The 23785-nt window shown below is 52.5% G+C and carries 22 protein-coding genes; 14 read left to right on the forward strand and 8 right to left on the reverse strand.

Features of this window, described 5'->3' with window-relative positions:
* Window positions 1-3255 (forward strand): type I secretion C-terminal target domain-containing protein (locus AC27K1_RS15220; RefSeq protein WP_487151671.1); only part of this gene is annotated, 3255 nt, incomplete at its 5' end.
* A 50-nt stretch (window positions 3256-3305) separates the two neighbouring features.
* Here AC27K1_RS15220 and AC27K1_RS15225 read toward each other — a convergent pair.
* Window positions 3306-4373 carry an AraC family transcriptional regulator ligand-binding domain-containing protein gene (locus tag AC27K1_RS15225; protein ID WP_487151672.1) on the reverse strand — a complete coding sequence of 356 codons (1068 nt, stop codon included), beginning with the start codon at window positions 4371-4373 and terminating at the stop codon, window positions 3306-3308.
* Window positions 4374-4615: 242 nt separating this feature from the next.
* Here AC27K1_RS15225 and AC27K1_RS15230 point away from each other — a divergent pair, with 242 nt between their 5' ends.
* Entirely contained in the window at window positions 4616-5476 is an 861-nt protein-coding gene (locus AC27K1_RS15230; protein WP_487151673.1) for a MaoC family dehydratase, read from the forward strand.
* Between the two features lie 58 nt (window positions 5477-5534).
* Entirely contained in the window at window positions 5535-6032 is a 498-nt protein-coding gene (gene tadA, locus AC27K1_RS15235; RefSeq protein ID WP_487151674.1) for a tRNA adenosine(34) deaminase TadA, read from the forward strand.
* A 1-nt stretch (window position 6033) separates the two neighbouring features.
* On the opposite strand, the gene AC27K1_RS15240 is transcribed toward tadA, so the two are convergent.
* Window positions 6034-6756: a transglycosylase SLT domain-containing protein gene (locus tag AC27K1_RS15240; RefSeq protein WP_487151675.1), complete on the reverse strand. Its 723-nt coding sequence runs from the start codon at window positions 6754-6756 to the stop codon at window positions 6034-6036.
* Between the two features lie 15 nt (window positions 6757-6771).
* On the opposite strand from AC27K1_RS15240, the gene AC27K1_RS15245 reads away from it, so the two are divergent.
* From AC27K1_RS15245 to AC27K1_RS15265, 5 genes are all read left to right on the forward strand, one after another.
* A complete protein-coding gene (locus AC27K1_RS15245) occupies window positions 6772-6963 on the forward strand; it encodes a hypothetical protein (RefSeq protein WP_487151676.1) in 192 nt (63 codons plus the stop codon).
* Between the two features lie 163 nt (window positions 6964-7126).
* Window positions 7127-11029 carry a phosphoribosylformylglycinamidine synthase gene (purL, locus tag AC27K1_RS15250; protein ID WP_487151677.1) on the forward strand — a complete coding sequence of 1301 codons (3903 nt, stop codon included), beginning with the start codon at window positions 7127-7129 and terminating at the stop codon, window positions 11027-11029.
* A 527-nt stretch (window positions 11030-11556) separates the two neighbouring features.
* On the forward strand, window positions 11557-11889 hold the full coding sequence (locus tag AC27K1_RS15255; RefSeq protein ID WP_487151678.1) for a hypothetical protein: 333 nt from the start codon (window positions 11557-11559) through the stop codon (window positions 11887-11889).
* Between the two features lie 31 nt (window positions 11890-11920).
* Window positions 11921-12232, forward strand: a complete 312-nt coding sequence (locus AC27K1_RS15260) for a hypothetical protein (RefSeq protein WP_487151679.1) — start codon at window positions 11921-11923, stop codon at window positions 12230-12232.
* Window positions 12233-12276: 44 nt separating this feature from the next.
* Window positions 12277-13128 (forward strand): sulfurtransferase, encoded by an 852-nt coding sequence (locus AC27K1_RS15265; protein WP_487151680.1) that lies wholly within the window; start codon window positions 12277-12279, stop codon window positions 13126-13128.
* Between the two features lies 1 nt (window position 13129).
* On the opposite strand, the gene AC27K1_RS15270 is transcribed toward AC27K1_RS15265, so the two are convergent.
* Entirely contained in the window at window positions 13130-13366 is a 237-nt protein-coding gene (locus AC27K1_RS15270) for an ACT domain-containing protein (RefSeq protein WP_487151681.1), read from the reverse strand.
* A gap of 320 nt (window positions 13367-13686) precedes the next feature.
* On the opposite strand from AC27K1_RS15270, the gene AC27K1_RS15275 reads away from it, so the two are divergent.
* Both AC27K1_RS15275 and AC27K1_RS15280 read left to right on the forward strand, forming a co-directional pair.
* Window positions 13687-13932: an HP1242/YdcH family protein gene (locus AC27K1_RS15275; RefSeq protein ID WP_487151682.1), complete on the forward strand. Its 246-nt coding sequence runs from the start codon at window positions 13687-13689 to the stop codon at window positions 13930-13932.
* Between the two features lie 260 nt (window positions 13933-14192).
* The gene (locus AC27K1_RS15280) at window positions 14193-15590 is read left to right on the forward strand and encodes a class II 3-deoxy-7-phosphoheptulonate synthase (RefSeq protein ID WP_487151683.1); all 1398 of its coding nucleotides are present in this window, start codon (window positions 14193-14195) and stop codon (window positions 15588-15590) included.
* Between the two features lie 384 nt (window positions 15591-15974).
* Here AC27K1_RS15280 and AC27K1_RS15285 read toward each other — a convergent pair whose 3' ends face one another.
* The 5 genes from AC27K1_RS15285 to AC27K1_RS15305 form a co-directional block, all read right to left on the reverse strand.
* Window positions 15975-16274 carry a hypothetical protein gene (locus AC27K1_RS15285; RefSeq protein WP_487151684.1) on the reverse strand — a complete coding sequence of 100 codons (300 nt, stop codon included), beginning with the start codon at window positions 16272-16274 and terminating at the stop codon, window positions 15975-15977.
* Window positions 16275-16299: 25 nt separating this feature from the next.
* Window positions 16300-16704 carry a hypothetical protein gene (locus tag AC27K1_RS15290; RefSeq protein ID WP_487151685.1) on the reverse strand — a complete coding sequence of 135 codons (405 nt, stop codon included), beginning with the start codon at window positions 16702-16704 and terminating at the stop codon, window positions 16300-16302.
* Window positions 16705-17097: 393 nt separating this feature from the next.
* Window positions 17098-18414, reverse strand: coding sequence for a tyrosine-type recombinase/integrase (locus AC27K1_RS15295; RefSeq protein WP_487151686.1), 1317 nt, complete (start codon window positions 18412-18414; stop codon window positions 17098-17100).
* Window positions 18407-18721: a helix-turn-helix domain-containing protein gene (locus AC27K1_RS15300; RefSeq protein ID WP_487151687.1), complete on the reverse strand. Its 315-nt coding sequence runs from the start codon at window positions 18719-18721 to the stop codon at window positions 18407-18409. The genes AC27K1_RS15295 and AC27K1_RS15300 overlap by 8 nt, the downstream gene beginning before the upstream one ends.
* A 141-nt stretch (window positions 18722-18862) precedes the next feature.
* Entirely contained in the window at window positions 18863-19162 is a 300-nt protein-coding gene (locus AC27K1_RS15305) for a helix-turn-helix domain-containing protein (RefSeq protein WP_487151688.1), read from the reverse strand.
* Window positions 19163-19279: 117 nt separating this feature from the next.
* Here AC27K1_RS15305 and AC27K1_RS15310 point away from each other — a divergent pair, with 117 nt between their 5' ends.
* The 4 genes from AC27K1_RS15310 to AC27K1_RS15325 are packed head-to-tail and all read left to right on the forward strand — an operon-like array spanning window position 19280 to window position 23622.
* Window positions 19280-19501: a hypothetical protein gene (locus AC27K1_RS15310; protein ID WP_487151689.1), complete on the forward strand. Its 222-nt coding sequence runs from the start codon at window positions 19280-19282 to the stop codon at window positions 19499-19501.
* Window positions 19498-22323: a phage NrS-1 polymerase family protein gene (locus AC27K1_RS15315; RefSeq protein WP_487151690.1), complete on the forward strand. Its 2826-nt coding sequence runs from the start codon at window positions 19498-19500 to the stop codon at window positions 22321-22323. The genes AC27K1_RS15310 and AC27K1_RS15315 overlap by 4 nt, the downstream gene beginning before the upstream one ends.
* An 18-nt stretch (window positions 22324-22341) precedes the next feature.
* Complete coding sequence (locus AC27K1_RS15320) at window positions 22342-23289, forward strand: hypothetical protein (RefSeq protein WP_487151691.1); 948 nt, start codon at window positions 22342-22344, stop codon at window positions 23287-23289.
* A gap of 36 nt (window positions 23290-23325) precedes the next feature.
* Window positions 23326-23622: a hypothetical protein gene (locus AC27K1_RS15325; RefSeq protein ID WP_487151692.1), complete on the forward strand. Its 297-nt coding sequence runs from the start codon at window positions 23326-23328 to the stop codon at window positions 23620-23622.
* Window positions 23623-23785: the final 163 nt, after the last annotated feature.

Below are 23785 nucleotides of genomic sequence, written 5' to 3' on the forward strand. Positions count from 1 at the left end.
ACCAGTGGTGATGCTTATGCCTCCATTGAGTTCAAGGTAACCGATAACAATGGGTTGGAGAGTTCTGTCCAGACGTTGACCATGAATGTCACGCCGGTCGCGGATGCGCCCACCATTACCCTGAACAATGAGGTCTACAGTGACCTGATGCTGGATACTGAGCTGGTGACTAACAATGAATTTACCAGCTCCTCTGACTGGACCATGACGGGTACGGTTGATACGACTTCAGGTTTCCTGAGGTTCAGTGCCGGGGACGGTCCGAATGATGGTGTGGCGGAACAGACAATTACGTTGCATCCGGACGTGAATTACAACCTGTCACTGGATTACCGGACGAGTGGTTTGACGGCACTGCAATCAGGGCTGGTGGAAGTGGTGGATGTCACGACCGGCGAGGTGATTGCCAGTCAACCATTTTTAACGCTCTCGGGCGACACAACCCAGACGTTGAACCTGGATTTCACCGGTGTATCTGCGGGCAATGCGACGCTGCGCATCTCCGATACGTCAATAATAACCGGCGGTGTGGATCTCTATATTGATACGATATCAATCCAGGCTGCCAGTGCAGAAAACAGCCACATTCCCACTGGTGAGGGTGTCTATGTCCAGGGAGACCAGGCAATAGAGGTTGATCTGGACGTGGCAACACCCGACAGTGACGGCTCGGAAACCCTGGCGGTTGAACTGACCGGTATTCCGACAGATATCGTCCTGACTGATGGCACCAATACCCTGACCTCAACCGGTGGGGCACTGGATGTGTCCGGATGGGATCTGGGTAGCCTGTCGATGACATCGCACCAAGGGGTTGATTTTGCGATGACCGTTACCGCCACCACTACGGAGACGGCAACCGGCGCAACGGCTGTGACGACCCAGGCGATTAATGTGCATTTTGACCAGGATCCCTTCATTGACGCGGCGCTCAATATTGTTGCTCCGGATGACCTGGTGACCCATACCGTGAGCGAAGCCTACCTGCTGGCCAATGCCAGTGATGCCCAGGGGGATACTCTCAGTGTGCAGGATGTCAGCATCAATGGCGTCAGTGCTCACCGGTATGATTTCCAGACCAGCTTCTCGGCAGGTACAGGCGGCAGTGTGGCGGTCAACGGCGATACGCTGACATTGACGTCTGGCGATGAAGAAAACGTGGTGCTCATTGATACCACCGGCGGTGGAACCCGCGGTACCGACCTGCATCTGGATTTCACGGTAGCGCCCACCGATGGCCATGCCACCCGCAATAATTTCATTGTCTTCGATTACGTGGATGCCAATAACTACAAGACGATTGGTAGCTATGATAGTGATGATTCACCCGAATGGATCGTAGAACAGTGGACTAATGGCACGAGTACGGTCTTGAACAGCTTTGATGAAAGCGCCGCAAGTTCCAATGTCAATGTAGATCGCCACTATGAAGTGGATATTGTTGATAACCGGGTCAGCCTGACGGTGGATGGTGTGGAGAAGATTGCGCATCAGTTCACTGAGAATATCAGTGACGGCGAACTGGGGGTGATGAACCGGGGGAATTCCGTTTCTACGTATACGATTAATGGCGCAGAGTGGGATACCTATCCTGATAATGTCCACACCGTGTATGACAACAATGATGGCACCTGGACGATCCGCACCGGTGATGACCTCAGTGGCGACCTGACCCTGGACTACAACGTCAGTGATGGCACCAATACAGCGGCTGCCACTGCAACCGTAGAAATAGACCACGCGGTGGATGCCAGCATCGAACTCTCTGATACTGCGGGTATCAATGATGATGTGCTGCCGGTGGAAACCACAGCAGCGGGGGCTACCCTGGCGGTTTCCAGCGTGAACGGTCAGGCTGTGGCCGCCTCCGGTACCACCAGTATTGACGGGGAGTTCGGCACCCTGGATATCGCCGCTGACGGCAGCTGGACCTACAACCTTGATCCCGCCTACGACGGCATGAATCTCGATGATGGCCTGGTCGCTCGCTGGACCTTTGATGAAGGGACCGGAACGACGGCGGCGGATACCGCGCCGGACAACGCTAACGTATCCAATGGCACCCTGGGATCGAATGCCAGCTTTATCGCGCAGGGGATTAGTGGTGGAGGGGTCCACACAGATGGCGGTAACAATGTTGTTGATATGGCCAACTCTGCTGACATCAATACCTATAGCAATAGCAGTATTCCACCAGGGCGAAGCATCAGCCTGTTTTTCAGGGTGGACGAAAACAATGATCTGTCGGGTACCCAGGTGTTGTACGAAGAAGGGGGTGGTGTAAATGGATTCGTGATCTACATTGACGATGGTTTGTTGTATGTCGGTGCCTGGAGTGAGGGCAGTAGCTGGAACGGCAACTGGATCAGCACGGATATTTCCACTGCTGGCGATGGCTGGCACAGTGTAGCCCTGACGCTGGACATGACCACTGACGGCGACACTGCACTTACCGGATACCTTGATGGCAATCAGTTTGCCAGCGGTTATGGTGAGTCCGTGATGGCACACAGTGGTGGTATTGGTTTCGGCGGGAAAAATAGCGCGACAAAACTCCATACCGGTGACAGTGGTAGTGACGGTTTGGGCTTTAATGGCGATATTGATGAAGCGCGGATCTACAACCGGGAGTTGTCGGCTGAGGAGGTTCGGGTTCTGGGGCAGACCGATCAGACAGAAACGTTTACCTATGAAGTCACCGCGGATGATGGCAGTTCCACGAGTGTGGCCACCCTGGATATTGATGTCTTACATGCGATGGATGCAACCGGCTCCCTGGAAGGAACAGCGGGTGGGGACACTCTGAATGGTACAGCATTCAGTGAACGGATCGACGGCATGGCTGGCGATGATACCCTGCTGGGGCTGGATGGGGATGACTTTATGGTCGGCGGTGCCGGCAATGATACCCTGACCGGCGGCGCGGGTTCCGATACCTTCGTCTGGATTGTCGGTGATGAAGGGACAGCCTCAAACATTGCGGTGGATACCATTACCGATTTCGACGCCAGTGTCAGTGGCGATGCCATCGACCTGAGCCAGCTGTTGTCCGGGGGAACACCGGAAACCATTGACCAGTTCCTGGATGTGGAGGTGGTCAATGGCAGCACCGAGATCAGCATTCATCCGACAGGCGAGGGTGGGGATGTAACCCAGATGATTGTTCTGCAGGATGTCGACCTCTCCAGCCTGGGGGATAACAACGCTATCCTCAATACACTCTTGCAGAACGGCAACCTGCATCTGGATGGGTAAAGCGGCTCAACGGCCGGTTTGTCAAAAAATGACAAACCGGCGGATGGGCTTCAGGCCGGGACTTCCTCCGGACTGCTCGCTTGAGTTGATACTTTTCTTGCTGCGGCGCGTTCGCGCTTTTTGCTGCGCCGGTACTCTATGGGCGTCAGCCCTGTCCAGCGTTTGAAGGCCCGGTAGAAGGTGCTGGGTTCGGAGAAACCGGTCAGGTAGACAATCTCGTCAATGGACTCATCGGTCCGCGCCAGTAAACGCCGGGCCAGGTTGCTGCGGTAATTGGCCAGCAGCTGGTTGAAACTGGTTTCCGCTTCCGCCAGTCGGCTGCGCAGGGTTCTGGCGGTGATATCCAGCCGTTCAGCAACAGACTCCAGGCTGACCTGGCCGGAGTCCAGCAGCTCCCCGATCACCCGGCTGACCGCCATGACCACGTCCTGCTTTTCCAGGCGCGCCATCTGTTCAGAGGCGACCTGTTCGTGGGCGCGCATGAGTTCCGGCTCGGCATGGAGGGACCGGTAATTCAGGACGGTGGGATCAAAGACCAGTTCATCCGTGTCACCCTCGAACGATACCGGGCAGCCAAATACCCGCTGGTATTCGCTGTCATCCCCGACACCGGCATGGGAGAAGGTGATGGCCAGCGGCTTGAACGTGCCATCCGTGACATGCTGGAAAAAACGGATCACACCCAGCATGATACTGTCGCTCAGGTGCCGGATGCTCATGGAGTCCCCGGTGGCCGGTGCAACGACAAGGGCGCAGCGATCCCCGGATTGTTCCAGCCGGCCACTGATGGCATCGCTCAGTAGCCGTTGGTAGCGCAGGGCGCGCTGCAGGCCTTCTTCAAAGGTGTGGCTGCTCAGGAACAGGTATTCCAGTACCTGCCCGCGGAACAGCGGGGTATGTTCCCCCAGGTGCAGGCCAATCAACGGATCCCCCGTGACGTCTTCGCAGGCCTGCCAGAAAAGGGTTTGTGCATGATGGGGGGTACGGGTGCGCTGGTCTGCGAGCAATTGTGCCGTGATATTACAGCGTCGGTAGATGGCGGAAGGATCTATTCCGGCATTCATGAATCCCAGGTGTGCCATCCGTACCAGGATTCCTGCGTCTTTTAATTCGCTCATGTTACTGCCCGGCTTCTGTTGTTATTCCGTCAGTCCATTGCGGCTGTTATTCGCAGCACCCTGGCTGTACGGGTTGTTATTGCCTGATCGTGCCGTGTCAATGTCGCTATCTTAGAGAGGATTGCCGGTGATGACAATCGGTTAAATCAGGCGTCATTGGCAATGCGGCGAGCAGCCGGTGGTGAATCAGCCAATGCGGCACCGTGGGGGAATGCAAGAATCAGGGAGTTATTAACCTCGACGTGCGGTTGACCATTATGCAGGCCGAAACCTTATCTTCCCTTCCTTCCCTGTGGCGACTCTATGCCGGTGCCGCGGTCAAACGGGGGCGTTCTGCGCCCGGGCAGTTGCCGGCGTTGTCCGTCAATGTGTCCGGTGTCCGGGTCGATCACGATCAGGCGCGGGCCTATAACCGGGTGTGCGGGTTTCAAAACCTGCCGGGGTTGTCGCCGACGTTTTTACATATCCTGGCTTTTCCGCTGCACATGCATTTGCTGGTGCATCACGCCATGCCGCTGGCACCCATGGGATTGGTGCATGTTCGCAACAGCATCCGGCAGATCCGTCCGATTGGTCCGGATGAGCTGTTATGGATTGACTGTGCCGTGGGTGAAACCCGCCAGGTGGGTGCAGGGCTGGAGTTCGATCTGACCACCCGTATCGAGGCCAGTGGCGAACGGGTGTGGGAGAGTGTCAGTACGAACCTGTCACGCATGCCCGGGAAGGGGAATGGCAAACCCAAAAAAGCGAGCGCCCCTGTGCCCGAACCTGACGAGACCTGGTCCTTGCCACCGAACCTGGGGCGCCGGTATGGGGCGGTTTCCGGGGATCGAAATCCCATCCATCTGTATCCTGTCACGTCCAGACTGTTTGGTTTCAGGCAGCCAATCGCCCATGGTATGTGGTCCAAGGCCCGCTGCCTGGCGGCATTGATGGATACGATTGGACAAAGGCCCTTTGCGGTTGATGTCCGTTTCAAAACCCCTGCCTTTTTGCCGTCGGATGTCCACTTCAGCCAGCAGTTGACCGGTGAGGGGGGCGCTTTTCAATTGTACTCGACAGCCGGAAAACCTCACCTGACAGGGGATGTTGCCTGGCTCTGACATTGTCTCACCGGGCTGTCCCGCTATAATCCCGCCCTTTTGGATTGGAATGCAGGCGATGCAGGAAACAGATCAGCACTGGATGCAGGAAGCCCTGCGCCTGGCACGGCTGGGAGCAGCCCTGAATGAGGTGCCGGTGGGGGCCATTGTGGTGCATGGTAATCGTATCGTCGGGCGTGGTTATAACAGCCCGATCAGCCGGGTGGACCCGGTTGCCCATGCCGAAATACAGGCCCTTCGGGATGCGGCGGTGAACCTCAGGAACTACCGGCTGGTGGACTGTGACCTCTACGTTACCCTGGAGCCCTGCACCATGTGTGCCGGTGCCATCGTCCACAGCCGGATTCGCCGTCTGGTGTATGGTGCCCGCGAACCCAAGGCCGGGGCGGTTGCCAGCCAGGCCCAGTTGCTGGACATGCCATGGCTGAATCACGCGGTAACGCTAACCGGCGGCATTCTGGAAGAGGCATGCTCACGGTTGCTGTCAGATTTTTTCCGGCGGCGTCGTCAGGAAAAGAAACAGGCTCGGCAGCAGATGCAGCAAACCTGCTGCTGAATTAGTCGGACTGCGCGAGCACCTGTGGTTGTTTCAGGTGTTGGTAGAACAGGCGGATATTTTCCACATAACGCACAGGCTCGGAGCCACGGGCATAGCCGTAGCGGGTCTGGCGATACCACCAGGATTGCTCCAGCAGGAGCAGATGGAGCCGCAGGTCGTCCCATTTGTCGGGATTGCCGCCGGCCTGCAGCGTCAGGTCCAGGGCATCATAGACGTGTCCCATGCCGACGTTATAGGCTGCCAGGGCTATCCAGGTGCGATCCGGTTCCCGGATGGTTCCGGGTAGCCGGTCGTAGATCCGGTTCAGGTACAGGGCCCCCCCCAGCAGACTCTGCTCGACATCAAGGCGATTGCGTACACCCACTTCCCTGGCTGTCGTCAGTGTCAGCATCATCATTCCCCTGACGCCGGTGGGAGAGCGGGCCCTGGGCGACCAGTGCGACTCCTGGTAGCTGATGGCAGCCAGCAGGCGCCAGTCGATCTGGTGTGATTCGCCAATGCGGCGAAACAATGCCTCATACCGTGGCAAACGTTGTGCAATATGGATGTTGATACTGGCACTTTCAGCCGCAGACAGGGTATCGGGAATCAGATTCAGGGGGGGATCAAGGAGCGGGGTTGCGAGGCTGTTTCCCAGGTAGTAAACCCAGCTTAGTTGTCGGTAGTAGCGATTACTGTCGCGACTGGTCAGTGGGGATCCGGTCTGCCGGTAGGCAGCCATGTCAGGCAGGGTGTCGTGGCAAATGATGCCGGCGTCGGGGGGGCTGTCGCACCCGATCAGGAGCATGACCCCGAGCAGCAGACGACACTGGCCGACGTGACGATGCCGGGTGATTACGGAAAGGAGGGGCATTCTCAGCAATGGGATGTGCGCTCCCTGTATGACGATGATCGGCCATTTCTCAGCCGTGTGTGGGCAGGCATGTGAACGAATGTCAGGCAATGGCATCCAAGAGAGTAAAACAGGGGGTTCGCTGGCTGGTTCAGCCAGACAGCTTTCTGTATTATACGCGCACCCTGAGTACCCGCGCAGACTATTTGCGGTTTACGGTGCTTACAACCTCTCCCGGATTTCGAGGGTTCGTCTGACCATGGAGATTTTACGCGGCAATCCCGCGCTTTCTTCTTTCCGTTCTGAGAGATTGCTGAAGGTGCTTCAGCAGCAGGTGACAGGCGTCACCGGTGTGTACGCGGACTTCATGCATTTTGCGCGACTGACCGCCCCGCTGACCAGCGAGGAGCAGGGCATCCTGCAACGGTTGCTGCGCTACGGTCCGGGCATTGAGGCCCGTGACCCTGTCGGACAACTCTTCCTCGTCGTGCCACGGCCCGGCACCATCTCCCCCTGGTCCAGCAAAGCGACCGATATTGCCCATAACTGCAGCCTTGGCCAGGTTCAGCGTCTGGAACGTGGCATTGCCTATTACGTCCAGATGGAAGGTGAGCCCGGTGCTGAAGCGCTGGACAGAATGGGGGATATCCTTCACGACCCGATGACCGAGACCGTACTCCACAGCCTGGAAGCGGCCGAATGCCTCTTCCGTGAAGCGGAGCCACGGCCGCTGGCCACGGTGCCGGTGATCGCTGAGGGACGGGCTGCACTGGAGGTGGCCAATACCGACCTGGGCCTGGCGCTTGCGGAAGATGAAATTGACTACCTGGTGGACAATTTCACCCGACTCCAGCGTGATCCCAGCGATGTTGAGTTGATGATGTTCGCCCAGGCCAACTCGGAACATTGCCGGCACAAGATCTTCAATGCTTCCTGGGACATTGACGGTGAAGCCCAGGAGAAATCCCTGTTTGGCATGATCCGTAATACCTGGGAGATGCATTCCGAGGGTGTGCTGTCTGCCTACAAGGACAACGCTGCTGTCATCACCGGCTCCCGGGCCGGCCGCTTTTTCCCCGATCCCGACTCCTGCGAATACGGCTTTCATGAGGAAGATGTTCATATCCTGATGAAAGTGGAAACCCACAACCATCCTACTGCCATTGCTCCCTATCCCGGCGCATCCACCGGTTCCGGTGGTGAGATCCGTGACGAAGGCGCAACCGGTCGTGGCGCCAAGCCCAAGGCTGGCCTGACCGGGTTCTCCGTTTCCAACCTGCGGATTCCGGGCTATGAGCAGCCCTGGGAAGGGGATTTCGGCAAGCCGGATCGTATTGTCTCCGCCCTGGATATCATGATTGAAGGCCCGCTGGGCGGCGCCGGGTTCAACAATGAATTCGGTCGTCCCAATCTCTGCGGTTATTTCCGGACCTATGAAGAGCAGGTCAACGGCCCGGCTGGCGAAGAAGTGCGTGGTTACCACAAGCCGATCATGATTGCCGGCGGTCTGGGCAATATTCGTGCTGACCATGTGCAGAAAGCCGATTTTGCGGCGGGTGCCAAACTGATTGTTCTGGGCGGCCCGGCCATGCAGATCGGTCTGGGCGGCGGTGCAGCCTCGTCCATGAGTACCGGTGAAGGCCAGGAAGACCTGGATTTCGCCTCTGTGCAGCGGGACAACCCCGAGATGGAGCGCCGTTGCCAGGAAGTCATCGACCGCTGCTGGCAGCTGGGCGACAAGAATCCGATTCGCTTTATCCACGATGTCGGCGCAGGCGGTCTGTCCAACGCCTTCCCTGAACTGGTAAGTGATGGTGGACGTGGCGGCGATTTCGAACTGCGCAATATTCCCAATGATGAACCGGGTATGTCCCCGCTGGCGGTCTGGTGCAACGAGTCCCAGGAGCGCTATGTTCTGGCGGTTGAACCGGAGGATATGGAACGCTTTGAAGTGATCTGCCGTCGGGAGCGCTGTCCGTACGCGGTAGTGGGTACAGCCACTGAAGAAGAACATCTGCGCCTGTCGGATAGCCATTTTGACAACAATCCGGTTGATCTGCCGCTAGAGATTCTGCTGGGCAAGGCGCCCCGTATGCACCGCTCAGTGGAACGCACCGACTTTGAGCGCAAGGCACTGAAGCTGGCCGGTATTGATCTGGCCGAGGCGACAGAGCGGGTACTGCGACTGCCGACCGTCGCTGGCAAGAGCTTCCTGATTACCATCGGTGACCGTTCCATCACCGGTCTGGTCAGTCGCGACCAGATGGTGGGGCCGTGGCAGGTGCCCGTGGCGGACTGTGCCGTCACTGCGACCAGTTTTGATGTCTACACCGGTGAAGCCATGTCCATGGGCGAGCGTACGCCGGTGGCCCTGCTGGATGGCCCCGCGTCCGGCCGGATGGCGATCGGTGAGGCGATCACCAATATTGCCAGTGCCAGGATTGGCAGCCTGTCCGATATTCGTTTGTCGGCCAACTGGATGTCTGCAGCGTCTCACCCCGGTGAAGGGGAGCGCCTGTATGATACGGTGAAAGCCGTCGGTATGGCGTTGTGTCCTGAGCTGGGTATCACCATTCCCGTGGGCAAGGACTCCATGTCCATGCGGACGGCCTGGAACGAGGATGGTACCGAGAAATCCGTTACCTCGCCGCTCTCCCTGATTATTTCCGCGTTCGCGCCGGTTCAGGATATTCGCAAGACGGTCACGCCGCAGCTGCGGACAGATCAGGGCGACACTGAACTGGTACTGATCGACCTGGGCCGTGGCCGGAACCGCCTGGGTGGTTCTGCGTTGGCACAGGTTTATCGTCAGTTGGGTGATGTGCCGGCGGACCTGGACAGCCCGGAAGACCTGAAAGCGTTCTTTAATGCGCTCCAGCAGTTGATGGATGAGCAAAAGATTGTTGCTTACCACGACCGTTCTGACGGCGGCCTGCTGGCTACGTTGCTGGAAATGGCCTTTGCCGGTCATACCGGTATCCGGGTGGAGTTGGATAAGCTCGCGGAAACCCAGTCTGACCTGCTGCCGGCCCTGTTCAACGAAGAGCTGGGTGCGGTGATACAGGTACGTCGCGAAGACAAGGGCTATGTGATGGACTGTCTGGCCGAGTTCGGTCTGTCAGGCTGTGTCCATAGCATCGGTACACTGGCGGATGAACAGAATATCGAGTTCGTCTTCCGTGGGCATGAGGTGTTGACCGGTAACCGGATTCGTTACCACCGCATCTGGTCAGAGACCAGCTACCGGATCCAGGCACTGCGTGATAATGCCGAGTGTGCCCGTCAGGAGTTTGATAACCTGCTCGATGACCGGGATCCCGGCCTGCACGCCGTGGTTGCCTGGGATCATAACCGGGATATCGCGGCGCCCTATATTGCCACGGGAGCCCGGCCCAGGATTGCCATCCTGCGCGAGCAGGGCGTCAACGGCCAGGTGGAGATGGCCGCCGCATTTGATCGTGCCGGTTTCGCTGCGGTTGATGTGCACATGAGTGACCTGATGAGCGGTGATCGCTCGCTGGCTGATTTCACGGGGCTGGCGGCGTGTGGCGGTTTCTCCTACGGGGATGTGCTCGGTGCGGGTGAGGGGTGGGCGAAGTCTATCCTGTTTAACAGCCGCACGCGTGAGCAGTTTGCCGCCTTCTTTGATCGCCGGGATACCTTCACACTGGGTGTCTGTAACGGTTGCCAGATGCTGTCCAACCTGCGAGAGCTGATTCCCGGTGCATCGTTGTGGCCGCATTTTGTCCGTAACCGCTCCGAGCAGTTTGAAGCGCGGGTGGCCATGGTGCAGATTGAGAAAAGCCCGTCGATCTTCCTGTCCGGTATGGTCGGTGACCGTCTGCCGATCGCCATTGCCCACGGTGAAGGGCATGCGGAGTTTGCCCATGCGGATGCCCTGCGTCGTGCCAGCGGCAGCGGGCTGGTGGCGCTGCGCTATGTCGATAACCACGGTACGGTGACGGAACGCTATCCGTTCAACCCGAATGGTTCTCCGGAGGGGATTACCGGCCTGACCACGGATGATGGCCGTGTCACTATCATGATGCCGCACCCTGAACGGGTATTCCGGGCTGTCCAGAACTCCTGGCACCCGGATGACTGGCAGGAAGATGGTCCCTGGATGCGGATGTTCCGTAATGCCAGGGTGTGGACACGCTGAGTCTGACACCTGTCTGAAAAACCCCGCGCAAGCGGGGTTTTTTTATGGCGTTCCCGGCAGGTGCAATCATACCGTCGGCACGAGTGGGTGATGGGGGTTGAGGCCGAATTGACCTGGTTCAGGTTGCTTGCCGGATTCGCTGGTTTTTCTTGTTCGGGCGATACTTTGTCTGTTTACTGCAGGGCGTTAGCCAGCAGCAGAATTGTGGTTGCAAGCGTGGCCAGTGAGATTGTCAGCAGGCAGCATTCCTTGACGGTCAGTCTGTCATCCATGAGATTTCCTTGGTCTTGCTCAGTTGGTTATGATTTGAGTGGCAAGAACCTTTTACGCATTGCGACACTGGTTGTTGTGGAACTTGCCCGTCTGTACAGGGAACGCGAATTATAGTCGGAGTGTGGGTTCTTCAACAATACGTAAACACAGTGTGTTTGGCTGGCTCAGGCTGCAACGTTCAGGGAGATGAAAGGGTGTATGGCGGAACGTATTTAGGTATTGGGATTGGTCTGCTGGTTTTATTGGGAGGGTGTATGCCTGACCTTACCGGCTACAGCTATAGTCGTGGAGAAGTCGCAGGTCAGGCATGGACTGATGTCGGTACTGTGGTGGCAGTAGAGGTTATCCGCAAACCTGCAGAATCATTCATGCCGCATGAAGAAGACAACAAGGCAGAGGCCCGTGCCGACAGCCGTCGGGTTGTCATGGCGGTTAAACTTGATACCGGTGCGAATATCACTGTTGAACAGAGGTTAGATCTGATGGATCCCATTCAAAAGGGGGACAGGGTAACCCTGGTCTCGGAAGGTGGTGTGACACGTGTTGTAACAGCAGCCCCCTTGATGAATCAGTCAGTCAACCATTAGACTCCAAGGTTTCTTGTTCCCGGTAACCACCATGAAAAAAGATACGCTGGTTGCAGTCGGTATTGTTGGCTGCATTGTGATTCTTGGCGGTCTGTGGCTCTGGCATGATCATGCCACGATGCAGTCGTTGCCTGCTGAGCCTGAGGCGTCGGCGACCTTTGATCCTGTACCCGTTTATACCGAGGATGACGTTGTTGATCCGCACAGTGATGCGGCGGATGTCACGCGCATTATTGTCAGTGATAGCCTCAAGGGGAGTGATGTGGATATTGACCAGGTGTTGTCTGACAAGGTGATTGTCAACGACAAGGTGGTGAATCTCCCTCATAAAGGTCATCAGTAAATCCATCAGGTTGAATGGCCTGATGTCATACGAGCAACTGTTTTATGAGCCTGTTAATTGAAGTGGATGGGCTGGCGACGATACTGAATGATGAATCGTTAAGGCTGATTGATACCCGTTTCTCACTGCAGGATACCAGCCTGGGAAAACAGCAGTATCTTGCCGGTCATATTCCCGGCGCCATTTATGCGGACCTGGAGCAGGATCTCTCCGGCACTATTGTCCCGGGCGTCACAGGCCGACATCCGTTGCCGGATCCGGCAGTTTTTTCAGGTTGGCTGCAATCGCTGGGCATCACTGAAACGACACGGGTTGTTATCTATGATGATGGCAGTCATGCCATGGCGGCGCGTTGCTGGTGGTTGCTGGAATGGGCGGGCCATTCACGGGTGAGTCTGTTGCATGGTGGCTTCAATGCATGGGTCGATGCGGGCTTGCCCGTCACACAAGAGATCAGGGCGCCTGATTGGAGTGACTACCGTTTTTCACCCTGTGATGAACGGATTGTGTCAGCGGATGAACTCCTGATGTTTTCAAGTCAGTTCTCAGCCCTGCTGGATGCACGAGGGAAAGAACGCTTTGCGGGTCGGGAAGAGCCGATTGATCCGGTGGCAGGACATATTCCGGGCGCAACCTGTATGCCTTTTACGGAAAACATGGATGAAAACGGTCGGTTCCTGTCACCTGACCTGTTGGCGGAGCGCTTCGGTGTTTTTTACCCGCAACCCGGTGCAGGTGAGGATGCCCTGCCAGTGTGTTATTGTGGCTCGGGCGTGACGGCCTGCCATAATATTCTGGCCATGCGTCTTGCCGGTTTGCCCTGGCCGAAGTTGTATCCGGGGTCCTGGAGTGAATGGATTACGGATGCATCCCGCCCTGTTGAAACCGGCGACTAGGTCAGCGCCGGCAGGGAACCAGGGAACGTATATCTTCCTCTTTTAGCAATTGCATGATCAGTTTGTCCTGGCTTTGTTCACCCTGAACCCGGAGCCTGACTTCATAATGATCCCGCTCAGGTTTGAATTCAGCGATGAAATTGCTGACTTCAAACCCGCCGCCCCGGCTGGTCGACAGGATTTTTTCCAGGCTGCCGGGGTTGTTGGCTGTGATCAGTTTAAGTTGAATGCTGGTCATGCTGTGTTTCCGTCGTCGTTGTGTGCCGCCAGTAATAAAAAACCCCCGGACCGGTTAGGTGCGGGGGTTTTTTGTGTCTGCTGCCTTCAGTCAAAAACGCTTCCCCGCCGGATGATCATGGTCATGATCCCGGTCATTTTAATCAGTTTAGTGGAAGTCGCTGTAAATGCTGTCAAGGTTAATTCACGCGTTTTTTGTCAAGGCGGCGTAAGTATAACACGCATATTTGTGTTGAAAACCCGTGAATGTATGCGTTTTATCTACGCGCTGATGATGGTCTGACTACACTGGCGGAGGGTGTTTTTCTGCGGAGATCTGCAATGCTGCGTGACAAGCACAACCTGGTTGATGATTTTCCCGAGTACCAGGAACGAATCCAGACCCTGAAAGAGACGGATGAAAACTTCAGGAACCTTGCCAGGGAATACCACGAGGTCGAGCACCAGGTGCGAGGTCTGGAAATGCAGAGTGTACCGACAACGGATGAAAATTATGAGGCGTTGAAAATGAAGCGGGTTCAGCTTAAAGATGCCATTTTCAATCAGTTGAATAAGGGGACGGGATGACGCAGGCTGAGATAGCCCTGATTCATGGTCCGATGGGTGTTATTCCGATTGTCTGATGGTATCGTTAGCTTCCACCTGGTATGTGCAGCAGGGGGCTTGTTTCTCTGCTGCATGGCGGATTACTCGCAGGATAAAGATCCATCCAGCAGGGGTTGAATGTCAGCGTTGTTGGTTTTGGTTTAGTCACATCGTGTTTTGCGGGCCAATCGTGTGTGCCAGGTTTATGTTGAATGACAACCCGGTATGGGGCAAAGAGAAACATGCAAGAGTGGAAGCCAGATAGCTGGAGACAGAAAACGGCCCTGCAGCAGCCGGAATACCGTGATCCCGGTAAAGTCAGGCAGGTAGAATCAGAATTAAGCCGTATGCCGCCACTGGTGTTCGCCGGTGAAGTGAGGGCATTGTATCAGCAGCTGGCCGACGTATCAGAAGGGCGTGCTTTCCTGCTTCAGGGCGGCGACTGCGCCGAGAGCTTTGCCGAATTCACGGCGGATAATATTCGTGACACCTTCAAGGTGCTGATGCAGATGGCCGTGGTGTTGACCTTTGGCGCCAGCTGTCCGGTCGTTAAAGTGGGGCGTTTGGCGGGTCAGTTTGCCAAGCCCCGTTCCCAGGGCACGGAATCCCGCGATGGTGTTGAATTGCCATCTTATCGCGGCGACATCATAAACAGTAATGAATTCACTGAGGCAGCCCGTGAACCCAATCCCGAGCGGCTGCTGGCGGCGTATCATCAATCCGCTTCAACGCTGAACCTGATTCGTGCTTTTGCGCAGGGTGGCCTTGCTTCGCTGGAGCAGGTGCACGAGTGGAACCTGAGTTTTGTCAAGGCAACGCCGCAGTCTGAGAAGTACCTGCGCCTGGCTGAGCGTATTGATGAAGCGCTGGCTTTTATGAAAGCCTGTGGGATTACCGGCGCCAATACGGCGGCGATCAGGGAAACCAGTTTTTATACGTCGCATGAAGCGCTGTTGTTGCCTTATGAACAGGCGCTGACCCGTCGTGACAGCCTGACCGGCGACTGGTATGACTGTTCTGCCCATATGCTCTGGATTGGTGACCGTACCCGCCAGCCGGACGGCGCCCATGTTGAGTTTATGCGTGGTATCCATAACCCGATAGGTATCAAGGCGGGTCCGACGACTGACCCTGATGAGCTGTTGCGTCTCCTGGATACGCTGAACCCCGACAACCAGCCAGGCCGTATTAACCTGATTGTGCGTATGGGGTCCGATAAAATAGGGGAATGCTTACCGCCGCTGATTCAGGCGATACAGCGAGAAGGACGCAAGGTGGTCTGGAGTTCAGACCCCATGCATGGCAATACCATCAAGGCTGCCAATGGTTACAAGACCCGGGAAGTGACCCGGGTGTTGCAGGAAGTGCGCCGGTTCTTTGCTGTTCATCGGGCGGAAGGAACCTATGCCGGCGGTGTTCATTTTGAAATGACCGGTCAGAATGTGACGGAGTGCGTGGGTGGTTCCCATTGTGTGACGGTTGAGGGGCTGGCTGATCGCTACCATACCCACTGTGATCCCAGGCTGAATGCCAGCCAGTCGTTGGAGATGGCATTCCTGATTGCAGAGACGTTGAAAGATTGCAGAAAGGATCATCTTGCTACGCAGGGGGATATGACTGCAGAGAAAGTGGTAGCTTGATGAGATAGTGTCCGGATACTTGCCTGTGGGGTGTCCGGCAGTTCTGGATGAGATAAATCTATGAATTTCAGGTAATAAAAAAGGGTTGCATCACTGCAACCCTTTTTCTGTCTGGTCGGTGTGAGAGGATTCGAACCTCCGACCCCTTCCTCCCGAAGTCGATGATCAATAAAAGATAAATATTTTTTTATCATTTCAATCTTTCTGCAAGCCCCGTAGTTGCTGGTTTTTGTTCACAATAGAAGATACTCGTCTGATTAAATCTTAAACTAAGGTACTGTATACTTATGAAGTAAATCCAATATAAAAATTCAAGATAGTCCCGGATTGGTCCCGATAATCGTATAAACTTTATGCATATTTGGTGATTCCTAGTCATTTTCTTCAAAGATGGTAGCGTAACGATTCAATTAGGCAATCATGCATTTCACTATAATTCATGCCAGTTAAATGAAGATGAATTTCAATATCTTTCATGTCATGGCAAACAATATAATCATGATTGACTAATGCCTGAAAATCATCATGATGGAATTCAATACGGTATATTGGAATTTCAATTCCAGTATTCATTAGTGATTCAAGATGATGTACATATTTGAATTGCATCATTGATTCACTTTGAGGTTTTAAATTTATAAATTCGTTTTCCTTTTCTATCCTGTAAATATCTGCCAATGCCATTATCTCCTAATAAGATAATGGCAGCTTATTCTGCTGCCATATTGATTTGAATGTACTGTTTTAATGATCCTGTCAGTTTGTGGCCAGGTAGCGTTAAGCCATTATTGCAGGAACTAAAAACTATTCGATTATACCACTCTGAACCCTGTAAGTGTTCAATGTAGATAGTACGTTTTGGATTAAGGGCGTACATGCTGTTGACGCAGCTAATTACATCACTCGGATACTTGTTCAAAATCTTGTCTGGGAAAGTATCTTTATGGACGAATAAAACAATGCTATGCAACTGGGTTTGAATCAGTTGTACACCAAAGTTTAAACGCGTAGGACACTCTGCTATCACTTCAATTTCTTCAAACATCATATTTCCCATCGGTGACGTAAATTGTTCGGAGATTGCTATATAAGATGTAATCATAACTATGGTCACGAGAAGAGATCATCCAGTCTCTAGTGCCGCACTTTCTACATTTTGTCGTCAAAATATACAGTTTGTCTTCTGCAAGGTAGCGGTAGACGGCCAGCATAGGGACGTCTAAAGGAGATTTTTGAAAGTGATTCTGGCAAATGTTTCCGCAACGGCATACAACGTCATTGCCTATATGAATGATTGGGTGTTCATTTAGTGCATCCAAGATTTTGATAATGCCTTTCATTATGTCAGGGTTGTCAGTGTATATCCGGTCATTTTTTTCAAGTGATCGACACAATGCTTCTTTGTCGATGGCATTACCGTCTAGAACCACGCACCACTTTTCATTATCCAGAGTAAAAGGATATTGCAGAAAGTGGTTTCCCATAACAATATGTGGGTAATACTTTATCACTTCTTACCCCCCTGCAATGCGGCATAACGCGCCTCATGGGATATATGGGCGTAACGATCCACCATGGCCACATCTTGCCATCCTTGTTGTGTCATGATGATATGTTTGTCAGTACCCTGGTTGATCATATCTGTTGCCCAGGTATGTCGTAAGTCATGCCAGCGAAAGGAGGCCGGAATGCCAGATCGTTTTTTAGCTGTCGTCCAGCGTCTGCGAAAATCGCCCCAGTATTTACCTTCAGCATTAGGGAAAACAATATCGCAACCTTCAATACGGCGAAACCATAGTTCCCTTAGTAAACTCTCAATTCTATCGGTCATGATAGTTTCAAGTCGTTTTTTGTTTTTTGTGCGGATGCGGCGGGATGCATGGTTTTTATTGTCAACTGCCTGATCACGTTCATATACGTAAACATATCCCGGAATTTTCACTGTTGATCCATCAGTTCTGGTTTTGGTCTGAGGCCATACGACACGATCCCAGGTCAGCCCTATCAGGTTTGAGCGGCGCCAGCCTATCAGGGCCGCGCCTTTGATAAGATAGGCAAAATGTTCATCAACATTATCCAGCAGATGCTTTATTTCATCTTCAGAAAGAAAGGCTATCCGACTGTTGCCTTTGCCAACGGAGGCCACCAGGTCAGATAAATCTTTGTCCAGCCAGCGCCATTCACGATAGCTTTTCTTCAGCATCCCTGTAATCAGATTCCGCCTTTTTATGAATGTTCCATTGCTAAATGCTTTGCGTCCTTTGGCTGCATCCAGACTCTGAATCAGCTGTCTGTCAGTCACTTCTTTTCTGCAAGCCGGTTTGTTGTCATTTACCGCAGTTGGTTGGTGATACCAGGTATAACGCCCACCTTCATCACGAAGATGATATAGACTTTTGTTGATATATGAGCGTTTAACCACTCGCCGTAGGTCTTCAAAATACAGGTTTGCTCCCCATACAATACCGCCCTCGTTAGCGTTCATGGGTAAATCTTCAAGCCAATACCACTTGTTGCGATATAGAAAAGGCCAGCGTAAAGAGGCTGTTTCGTCCAGGTCTGTCTGGTAGCTGTCTTTTCCAGGACTGACGCGCGTCAGGTATTCCACCATGGCATGACCAAATAAACGTTCCGGCGACTCACCCAGGTAACGCAGCTGGGCATTACGCAACCGGCCCTCATGAAAAACCTTGGCTTCATTCAGGCTGTCAAACGTCCTTTTAGCACGTTTTATACCCCATTTGGCATCCTGAAAATCATATTTATACTTTGTCCCTTCAGGTGTTTTGACCGCTTCCCATGGGTGTTTTTTTAATTTAGGCATGACGTCCTTTCCTCATGATCCTGTTCAGTAGCAGACTGACATTCTGCTGAGGAATAATATCTACCTGTTTTTCATTGTGTGGGGATGCTTTGTCTGCTGTATGTTCAACCAGGTTGTCATTCACAAAGGAATAAAGCCCCGCTTCTGATATGCGAATGCTTCCCCGGCGGGATGAGCTACCACCAAAGACATAATGTTGTAGTTTACCTGCATTGATCAGGTCATATACAAAGCGGTCACTCAGGTTTAACCGTTCAGCCACGTCCCGCACCGAAAGATGCGGAATTTCATCATTCTGCATTGTCATATCTACCCCGTTCTTCTCTGTATAAAAGGATTGAGAATCCTTTATAATGGGGATATAGTATCCCTAAATGGTGGTGATAGCAAATCGCCAAGACGAAAAAAAACGCCCTGAAGGCGTTTTTATGAATTACAGAGATAAAGGTTATGCAGTCCCTTTTTTTACGCTTTCCGCCAGGTTCCAACCGATATCGCATAAGGATTTTTTCATTTCTGGCGTCAAGTACCGCCAGAATCCAAGTTCGTCTGGCAGAAAGAAGTCCTCAACGTTGCATTCAAGTACTTCCGCTATACGGCGCAATGATTCGCCGGTATAGCCAAAGCCGCGTTCTATTCGCCCTACGCCGGTGTAATCCATGGGAGGATTGCATGCGTCAGCTACTTCTCGCTGCGTTAGTCCTTTTTCTTTGCGTATCTTCTGAATCCTTTGGCCAGGTGTTGCCATGAATACTACCCCGATTCGTATGTATATATGGGATCATATTATGCCATAAGAGAATTAAAAGTAACGGGTAATAGAAACCTATTTATGTTGAATGAAAAACGATAAGGAATCCCTAAAATGACTCAGACTACACTTCAGAAGCTCCTTTCAGACAAGGCTATTCCATTTCCGGTTATCTCAGAGGCAACCGGGGCGGAAATCAACAGTATTCACAAGTGGAAACGCGGTGTGAACTTTCCCCACAAGCAGCATGCTGACAAGCTCATTCGTCTGTTCAGGGAGAACGGTTATCGCCTGGATTACAACGGTATCTATGATCAGCTGGAAGTTGTGGCATGAAGCAGCCGGGAACCGTTGCCGTACTTCCGTCGCTGGATGGCATACCGGCAGAGTTGAAAGGCTATCCGCAATGGATCGTCTGGAAGCTGGAAACAAAGGCAGGTGGAAAACTTACTAAAGTACCGTATTCGCCTCGCAGTGGGATGCGGACAGGCACCCAGCTGAAAGACCGCCATACCTGGGGAATGATTGAGGATGCTGTCAATGCGTTCAGTCAGGGCGGTTATTCCGGTATTGGTTTTGTGTTCACGTCAGAAGACCCTTTTGTCGGTATTGATCTGGACCATTGCCAGGTGGATGGAAGCCCGAATGAATGGGCGGAGGAAATTATTACTCAGCTGGATAGCTATACAGAATCCAGCCCGAGCGGAACCGGCTATCACATTATTGTTAAAGGTAAGAAGCCTGGCCGTCGGTGCAAGCGTAGCCATGACGAGTCAGCCATAGAAATCTATGACAGGGGGCGTTACTTCACCATTACGGGAAAGTTTCCGGGGTGTGAAACGCGGTCCCTGATAAATACCAATCAAATGGGGCTGGAACAGGTTTATTATGATTACCTGGCGGATGCTGTTGAAGATGCACCGCCAGCCAGACCAACGCGAACAACGGATGTTGTCACCGATCTGGATTTACTGGCCAAGATCAAGGAGTCAAAAAACGCCCAGGATTTTATCCGCTTGTTTGGTGGCGATATGTCCGCCTATGACAATGACCATTCAAAAGCGGATTTTGCCCTATGCCAAAAGCTGGCGTTCTGGACGGATTGCAACCCGGAGCAGATAGACCGTCTGTTCAGGATGAGCCAGCTTATGCGCCCGAAGTGGGACGAAAAGCGGGGAGAGCAGACCTATTCCCAGCGTACCATTATCCGCGCTATCGACAGGACGACAGAAACCTATACACCCGGAAAGGGAAGGCCAGCTGCCAAAAAATCACGTCAGCCCCCTGAAAATGGGCAGATGGAAAGTGAAAAGGAAAATGTTGTCCAGTTTCCTGAAAAAAAGAAAAGTGGCGGTAAAAAGCTACGCAGCTGTCATATTTATGAAAGCGGGTTTACACCACCGGCCCCAAGATATAACCCTGATAATCCGCCATGGCCGGATACTGGCACTTATTACAAAATCAATCCGGTAACAGGGAACCTGCATGTTGGCGGAACAGCAGATGAGCCTGGTGAAATCATAGCGCAGGCGCCTATCTGGATTCATGCCGTTACCCAGGACATTTATCATTCCTGGGGAATCGTCATTAAATTTTACGATTATGACAGGCAGTTGATACAGGTTTGCTGTCAAACGGAATTGTTGTCAGATAGTAGCGGAACCATCGGCAAACTGTTACGCCGGAACGGCATGGCGTTAATATCCGGCAAAGAGAAAATGGTAAACCGTTATCTTGACCAGATGGCTAACTGGTGTCAGCGACGCGCCTGGGCAGCCAGTAAGCTGGGCTGGTTTGAGAAGACGAAACGCCCGGTTTTTGTCATGCCGGAAACCGTTGTTGGTATTCAGAAGGATGACCGGGAAGTATTTTATCAGCCCCAGCTTGAGCAGGACGTCAGAACGCTGCATAACAAAGGGACCCTGGAAAATTGGAAGCTGCATATTGCTGACAGGGCCAAAGGAAACCGTTTGATGATGCTGGCGATTATGGCGTCATTGTCTGCACCCCTTAATAAGCTGGCCAGTGTGGAAGCTGGCGGGTTTCACTTTTGCGGCGATACCACCAAGGGAAAAACAGCATGCCTTCAGGCTGGCGCCAGTGTATGGGGTAATGCTTCAGACCCACAGCACAATGCGGACCTGACCAGCATACACAAATGGTATTCCACGGTAAACGGCATGGAAGCATTCGCCCAGATGCATAACGATATTGTGATGTGTCTGGATGAAATTGGTGAAGCTGATCCCGCCCATGTTGGTAAGGCAATCTATCACCTGACGGGAGGAACGCCCAAAGGCCGAAGCCAGGAAACCGGCGGTGTCCGTAAACAGCCCACCTGGCACACTGTTATTTTATCGTCTGGCGAAAAAACGATAGAAGCCACCATGAAAGAAGCAGGCCAGCAGCAGAAAGGCGGTCAACGTCACAGGATGCCTGACATCCGTTGTGATGCATTGGAGAACGGTATTGTTGAAAACAGTTTTGGCATGGAGCCGGATAATTTTGTGCGCGAGTTCAAAATCAATTGCAGTAAGTATTATGGCGAGGCTGGCCCCCGTTTTGTCAATTGGCTGATACAGCAGATTGATATGAACGGCTATGAAAAGTTCTGTAATGACACCAAGTTACTGGTTGATGACACTGAGCAGAACCTTAAAAAAGATTTGGGCAAAGTAGGGGATGAAATTCGCCGGTTTTTGCGGCGGCTTGCTTGCGCTGGTATTGCCGCTTATTACGCGAAGCAGGCGGGTATCCTGGACTGGTCCCTTGATGAAGTTTACACGGTTTTGAATTTCATTCGGGATTTGTGGATGACTGAAATGGGGGATGATATTCGGGAGACTGACAGAGCCTTAGCGTATTTCAGGCAGCAATTAATATCGAAGTCCAGTTGCTTTATGGAGTTGGATAGTGAAAGGCGTCCGTTAGTGCTTCATGGTTTCCGTAATTACAGTTTTATTATGGTGTTACCTAGCGCCATGGATGAATTGTGTGGGCAGTTTTCCAAGCGTACCGTTATTGCGGAATTGATTAAGCGTAATTATTTGCAGCAATCGGAAGAAAAAGGAAAGGTCAGTAAGAAAACACCGCAGATAGTCAATACGCAGGAACGGCCACGCTGTTACTGGATTCATTCATTGTTCCTTGAAGATTAATTGTTAGGATTGAATTAAATGACAACTTCAATGTCAGTATTTAACCGTTATTGTTTGAATGCGGCGGCGCTGGTTTTATCTGGCGTTAGTATCACGTTCACCGTTTTATTATGGTCCAGCCTACCGGCAGAACGCTGGGCCGGAATTATGACCGGCATTGCCGGGTTTGCTTTGGAAGTCTGCAAGTTTGTATTGATACCCACCAGTTTTATTTTGCTGAAGCAGAAACGGTTTACTTTAGGATTCCTGTCATTGATATTCGGGAGTCTTTTATTTGTGGTGTCTATTGGCGCGTCAGTGGGGTTTCTTGAAAACAGTGAGCAGAAACAGCAGAAACAGTCTGCCGTATGGGTTCAACGGCAAGCAAGCATAACATCTATTGATGAGCAAATAGCAACACTGCAACAGAATGCGGATAACGATACCAGAAACGGTTTTCGAGCCAGGGCGCTGGAAACTATGGACCGCATAGATGCATTGCGGGAAGACAAGAAACAATTGATGAATGCGCCACAGCATTCAGGTTCCTCATTCGGCGCACTGGCAAGTATCACCGGGATGGATGGTCAGCATAACCGCGCCTGGGCATGGTTGATCCTGGCGCTGTTAATCGACGGATGCGCGGTTATTGCCTGGACGATCCTGACGGATGACACTTCAGATATGCCCGAAAACGGTACAGAAACGGTCAGAAACGTACCGGAGAGAAGCGGAATGATGGTTTCAGTCACCCGTACAGACAGTACAACAGAAACAACGTCAATCCAGTTTGAGCAGTTGGACAGGGAACAGTTTGAAACCATACGGAAACGATTGCTGGCGGGGAAATACGGTAACAATCCCAGTATCCGGGGAGTGATGAAAGCGGAAAGCATTGGTTATCCCAAGGCGGCGGAAGCATTCAGCATTTTGGAGGATGAGCAGCTGATTGTTAAAGCCGCTAAAGGTTATCGTTTAATTGAATAGGAGAGGGGCTATTATGCCCCTTGTATGGTGGTATTTATGTTTGTTGTTAATCAAGAGTTGTTTGATAAATTGTCCAGTCTTGATGATGAGACTATTAGTTGTGTAAAGAAGGTTAGTAATAGGACGCCAATGCCGTGTTTTCATATATATGGTAATAAGGATATGCGTTTGTTTATTGATGATAAAACTATCGTTGAACATGCTAAAAATATTTATAATTTAATTATGTCTATAAAAAGCAAAGATGATGATTTAATCAGGAGTGCTGTTGTTCAGTTGAAAATGACTATTGATAGTAATCCTGATTTAAAGACTTTTATGGAAAATTGTTAAGACCGGGGTGCTTCAAACGCATGTTAGGATGCGCGGGACTATTTCGGTAAACCGTATTCTATTCATCCCCACCCCGGCGTCACTATAGTATTGCGTTTGAGGCATTTGTCAATTGTGCTATACCTGTTCGGGCAGCATCTACATTTGCCTGACAGGCAAGTTG

This window comes from Kistimonas ophiarachnellae, from assembly GCF_057552235.1.

Coding starts and splice junctions, on each gene's coding strand:
- AC27K1_RS15315 (WP_487151690.1), top strand. CDS start 19,498: ATGAAGCAGCCGGGAACCGTTGCCGTACTTCCGTCGCTGGATGGCATA.
- AC27K1_RS15270 (WP_487151681.1), bottom strand. CDS start 13,366: ATGACCAGCATTCAACTTAAACTGATCACAGCCAACAACCCCGGCAGC.
- AC27K1_RS15305 (WP_487151688.1), bottom strand. CDS start 19,162: ATGGCAACACCTGGCCAAAGGATTCAGAAGATACGCAAAGAAAAAGGA.
- AC27K1_RS15240 (WP_487151675.1), bottom strand. CDS start 6,756: ATGGCTGCCTACCGGCAGACCGGATCCCCACTGACCAGTCGCGACAGT.
- AC27K1_RS15300 (WP_487151687.1), bottom strand. CDS start 18,721: ATGACAATGCAGAATGATGAAATTCCGCATCTTTCGGTGCGGGACGTG.
- AC27K1_RS15295 (WP_487151686.1), bottom strand. CDS start 18,414: ATGCCTAAATTAAAAAAACACCCATGGGAAGCGGTCAAAACACCTGAA.
- AC27K1_RS15260 (WP_487151679.1), top strand. CDS start 11,921: ATGAAAAAAGATACGCTGGTTGCAGTCGGTATTGTTGGCTGCATTGTG.
- AC27K1_RS15320 (WP_487151691.1), top strand. CDS start 22,342: ATGACAACTTCAATGTCAGTATTTAACCGTTATTGTTTGAATGCGGCG.
- purL (WP_487151677.1), top strand. CDS start 7,127: ATGGAGATTTTACGCGGCAATCCCGCGCTTTCTTCTTTCCGTTCTGAG.
- tadA (WP_487151674.1), top strand. CDS start 5,535: ATGCAGGAAACAGATCAGCACTGGATGCAGGAAGCCCTGCGCCTGGCA.
- AC27K1_RS15265 (WP_487151680.1), top strand. CDS start 12,277: ATGAGCCTGTTAATTGAAGTGGATGGGCTGGCGACGATACTGAATGAT.
- AC27K1_RS15280 (WP_487151683.1), top strand. CDS start 14,193: ATGCAAGAGTGGAAGCCAGATAGCTGGAGACAGAAAACGGCCCTGCAG.
- AC27K1_RS15255 (WP_487151678.1), top strand. CDS start 11,557: ATGCCTGACCTTACCGGCTACAGCTATAGTCGTGGAGAAGTCGCAGGT.
- AC27K1_RS15225 (WP_487151672.1), bottom strand. CDS start 4,373: ATGAGCGAATTAAAAGACGCAGGAATCCTGGTACGGATGGCACACCTG.
- AC27K1_RS15285 (WP_487151684.1), bottom strand. CDS start 16,274: ATGGCATTGGCAGATATTTACAGGATAGAAAAGGAAAACGAATTTATA.
- AC27K1_RS15325 (WP_487151692.1), top strand. CDS start 23,326: ATGTTTGTTGTTAATCAAGAGTTGTTTGATAAATTGTCCAGTCTTGAT.
- AC27K1_RS15275 (WP_487151682.1), top strand. CDS start 13,687: ATGCTGCGTGACAAGCACAACCTGGTTGATGATTTTCCCGAGTACCAG.
- AC27K1_RS15310 (WP_487151689.1), top strand. CDS start 19,280: ATGACTCAGACTACACTTCAGAAGCTCCTTTCAGACAAGGCTATTCCA.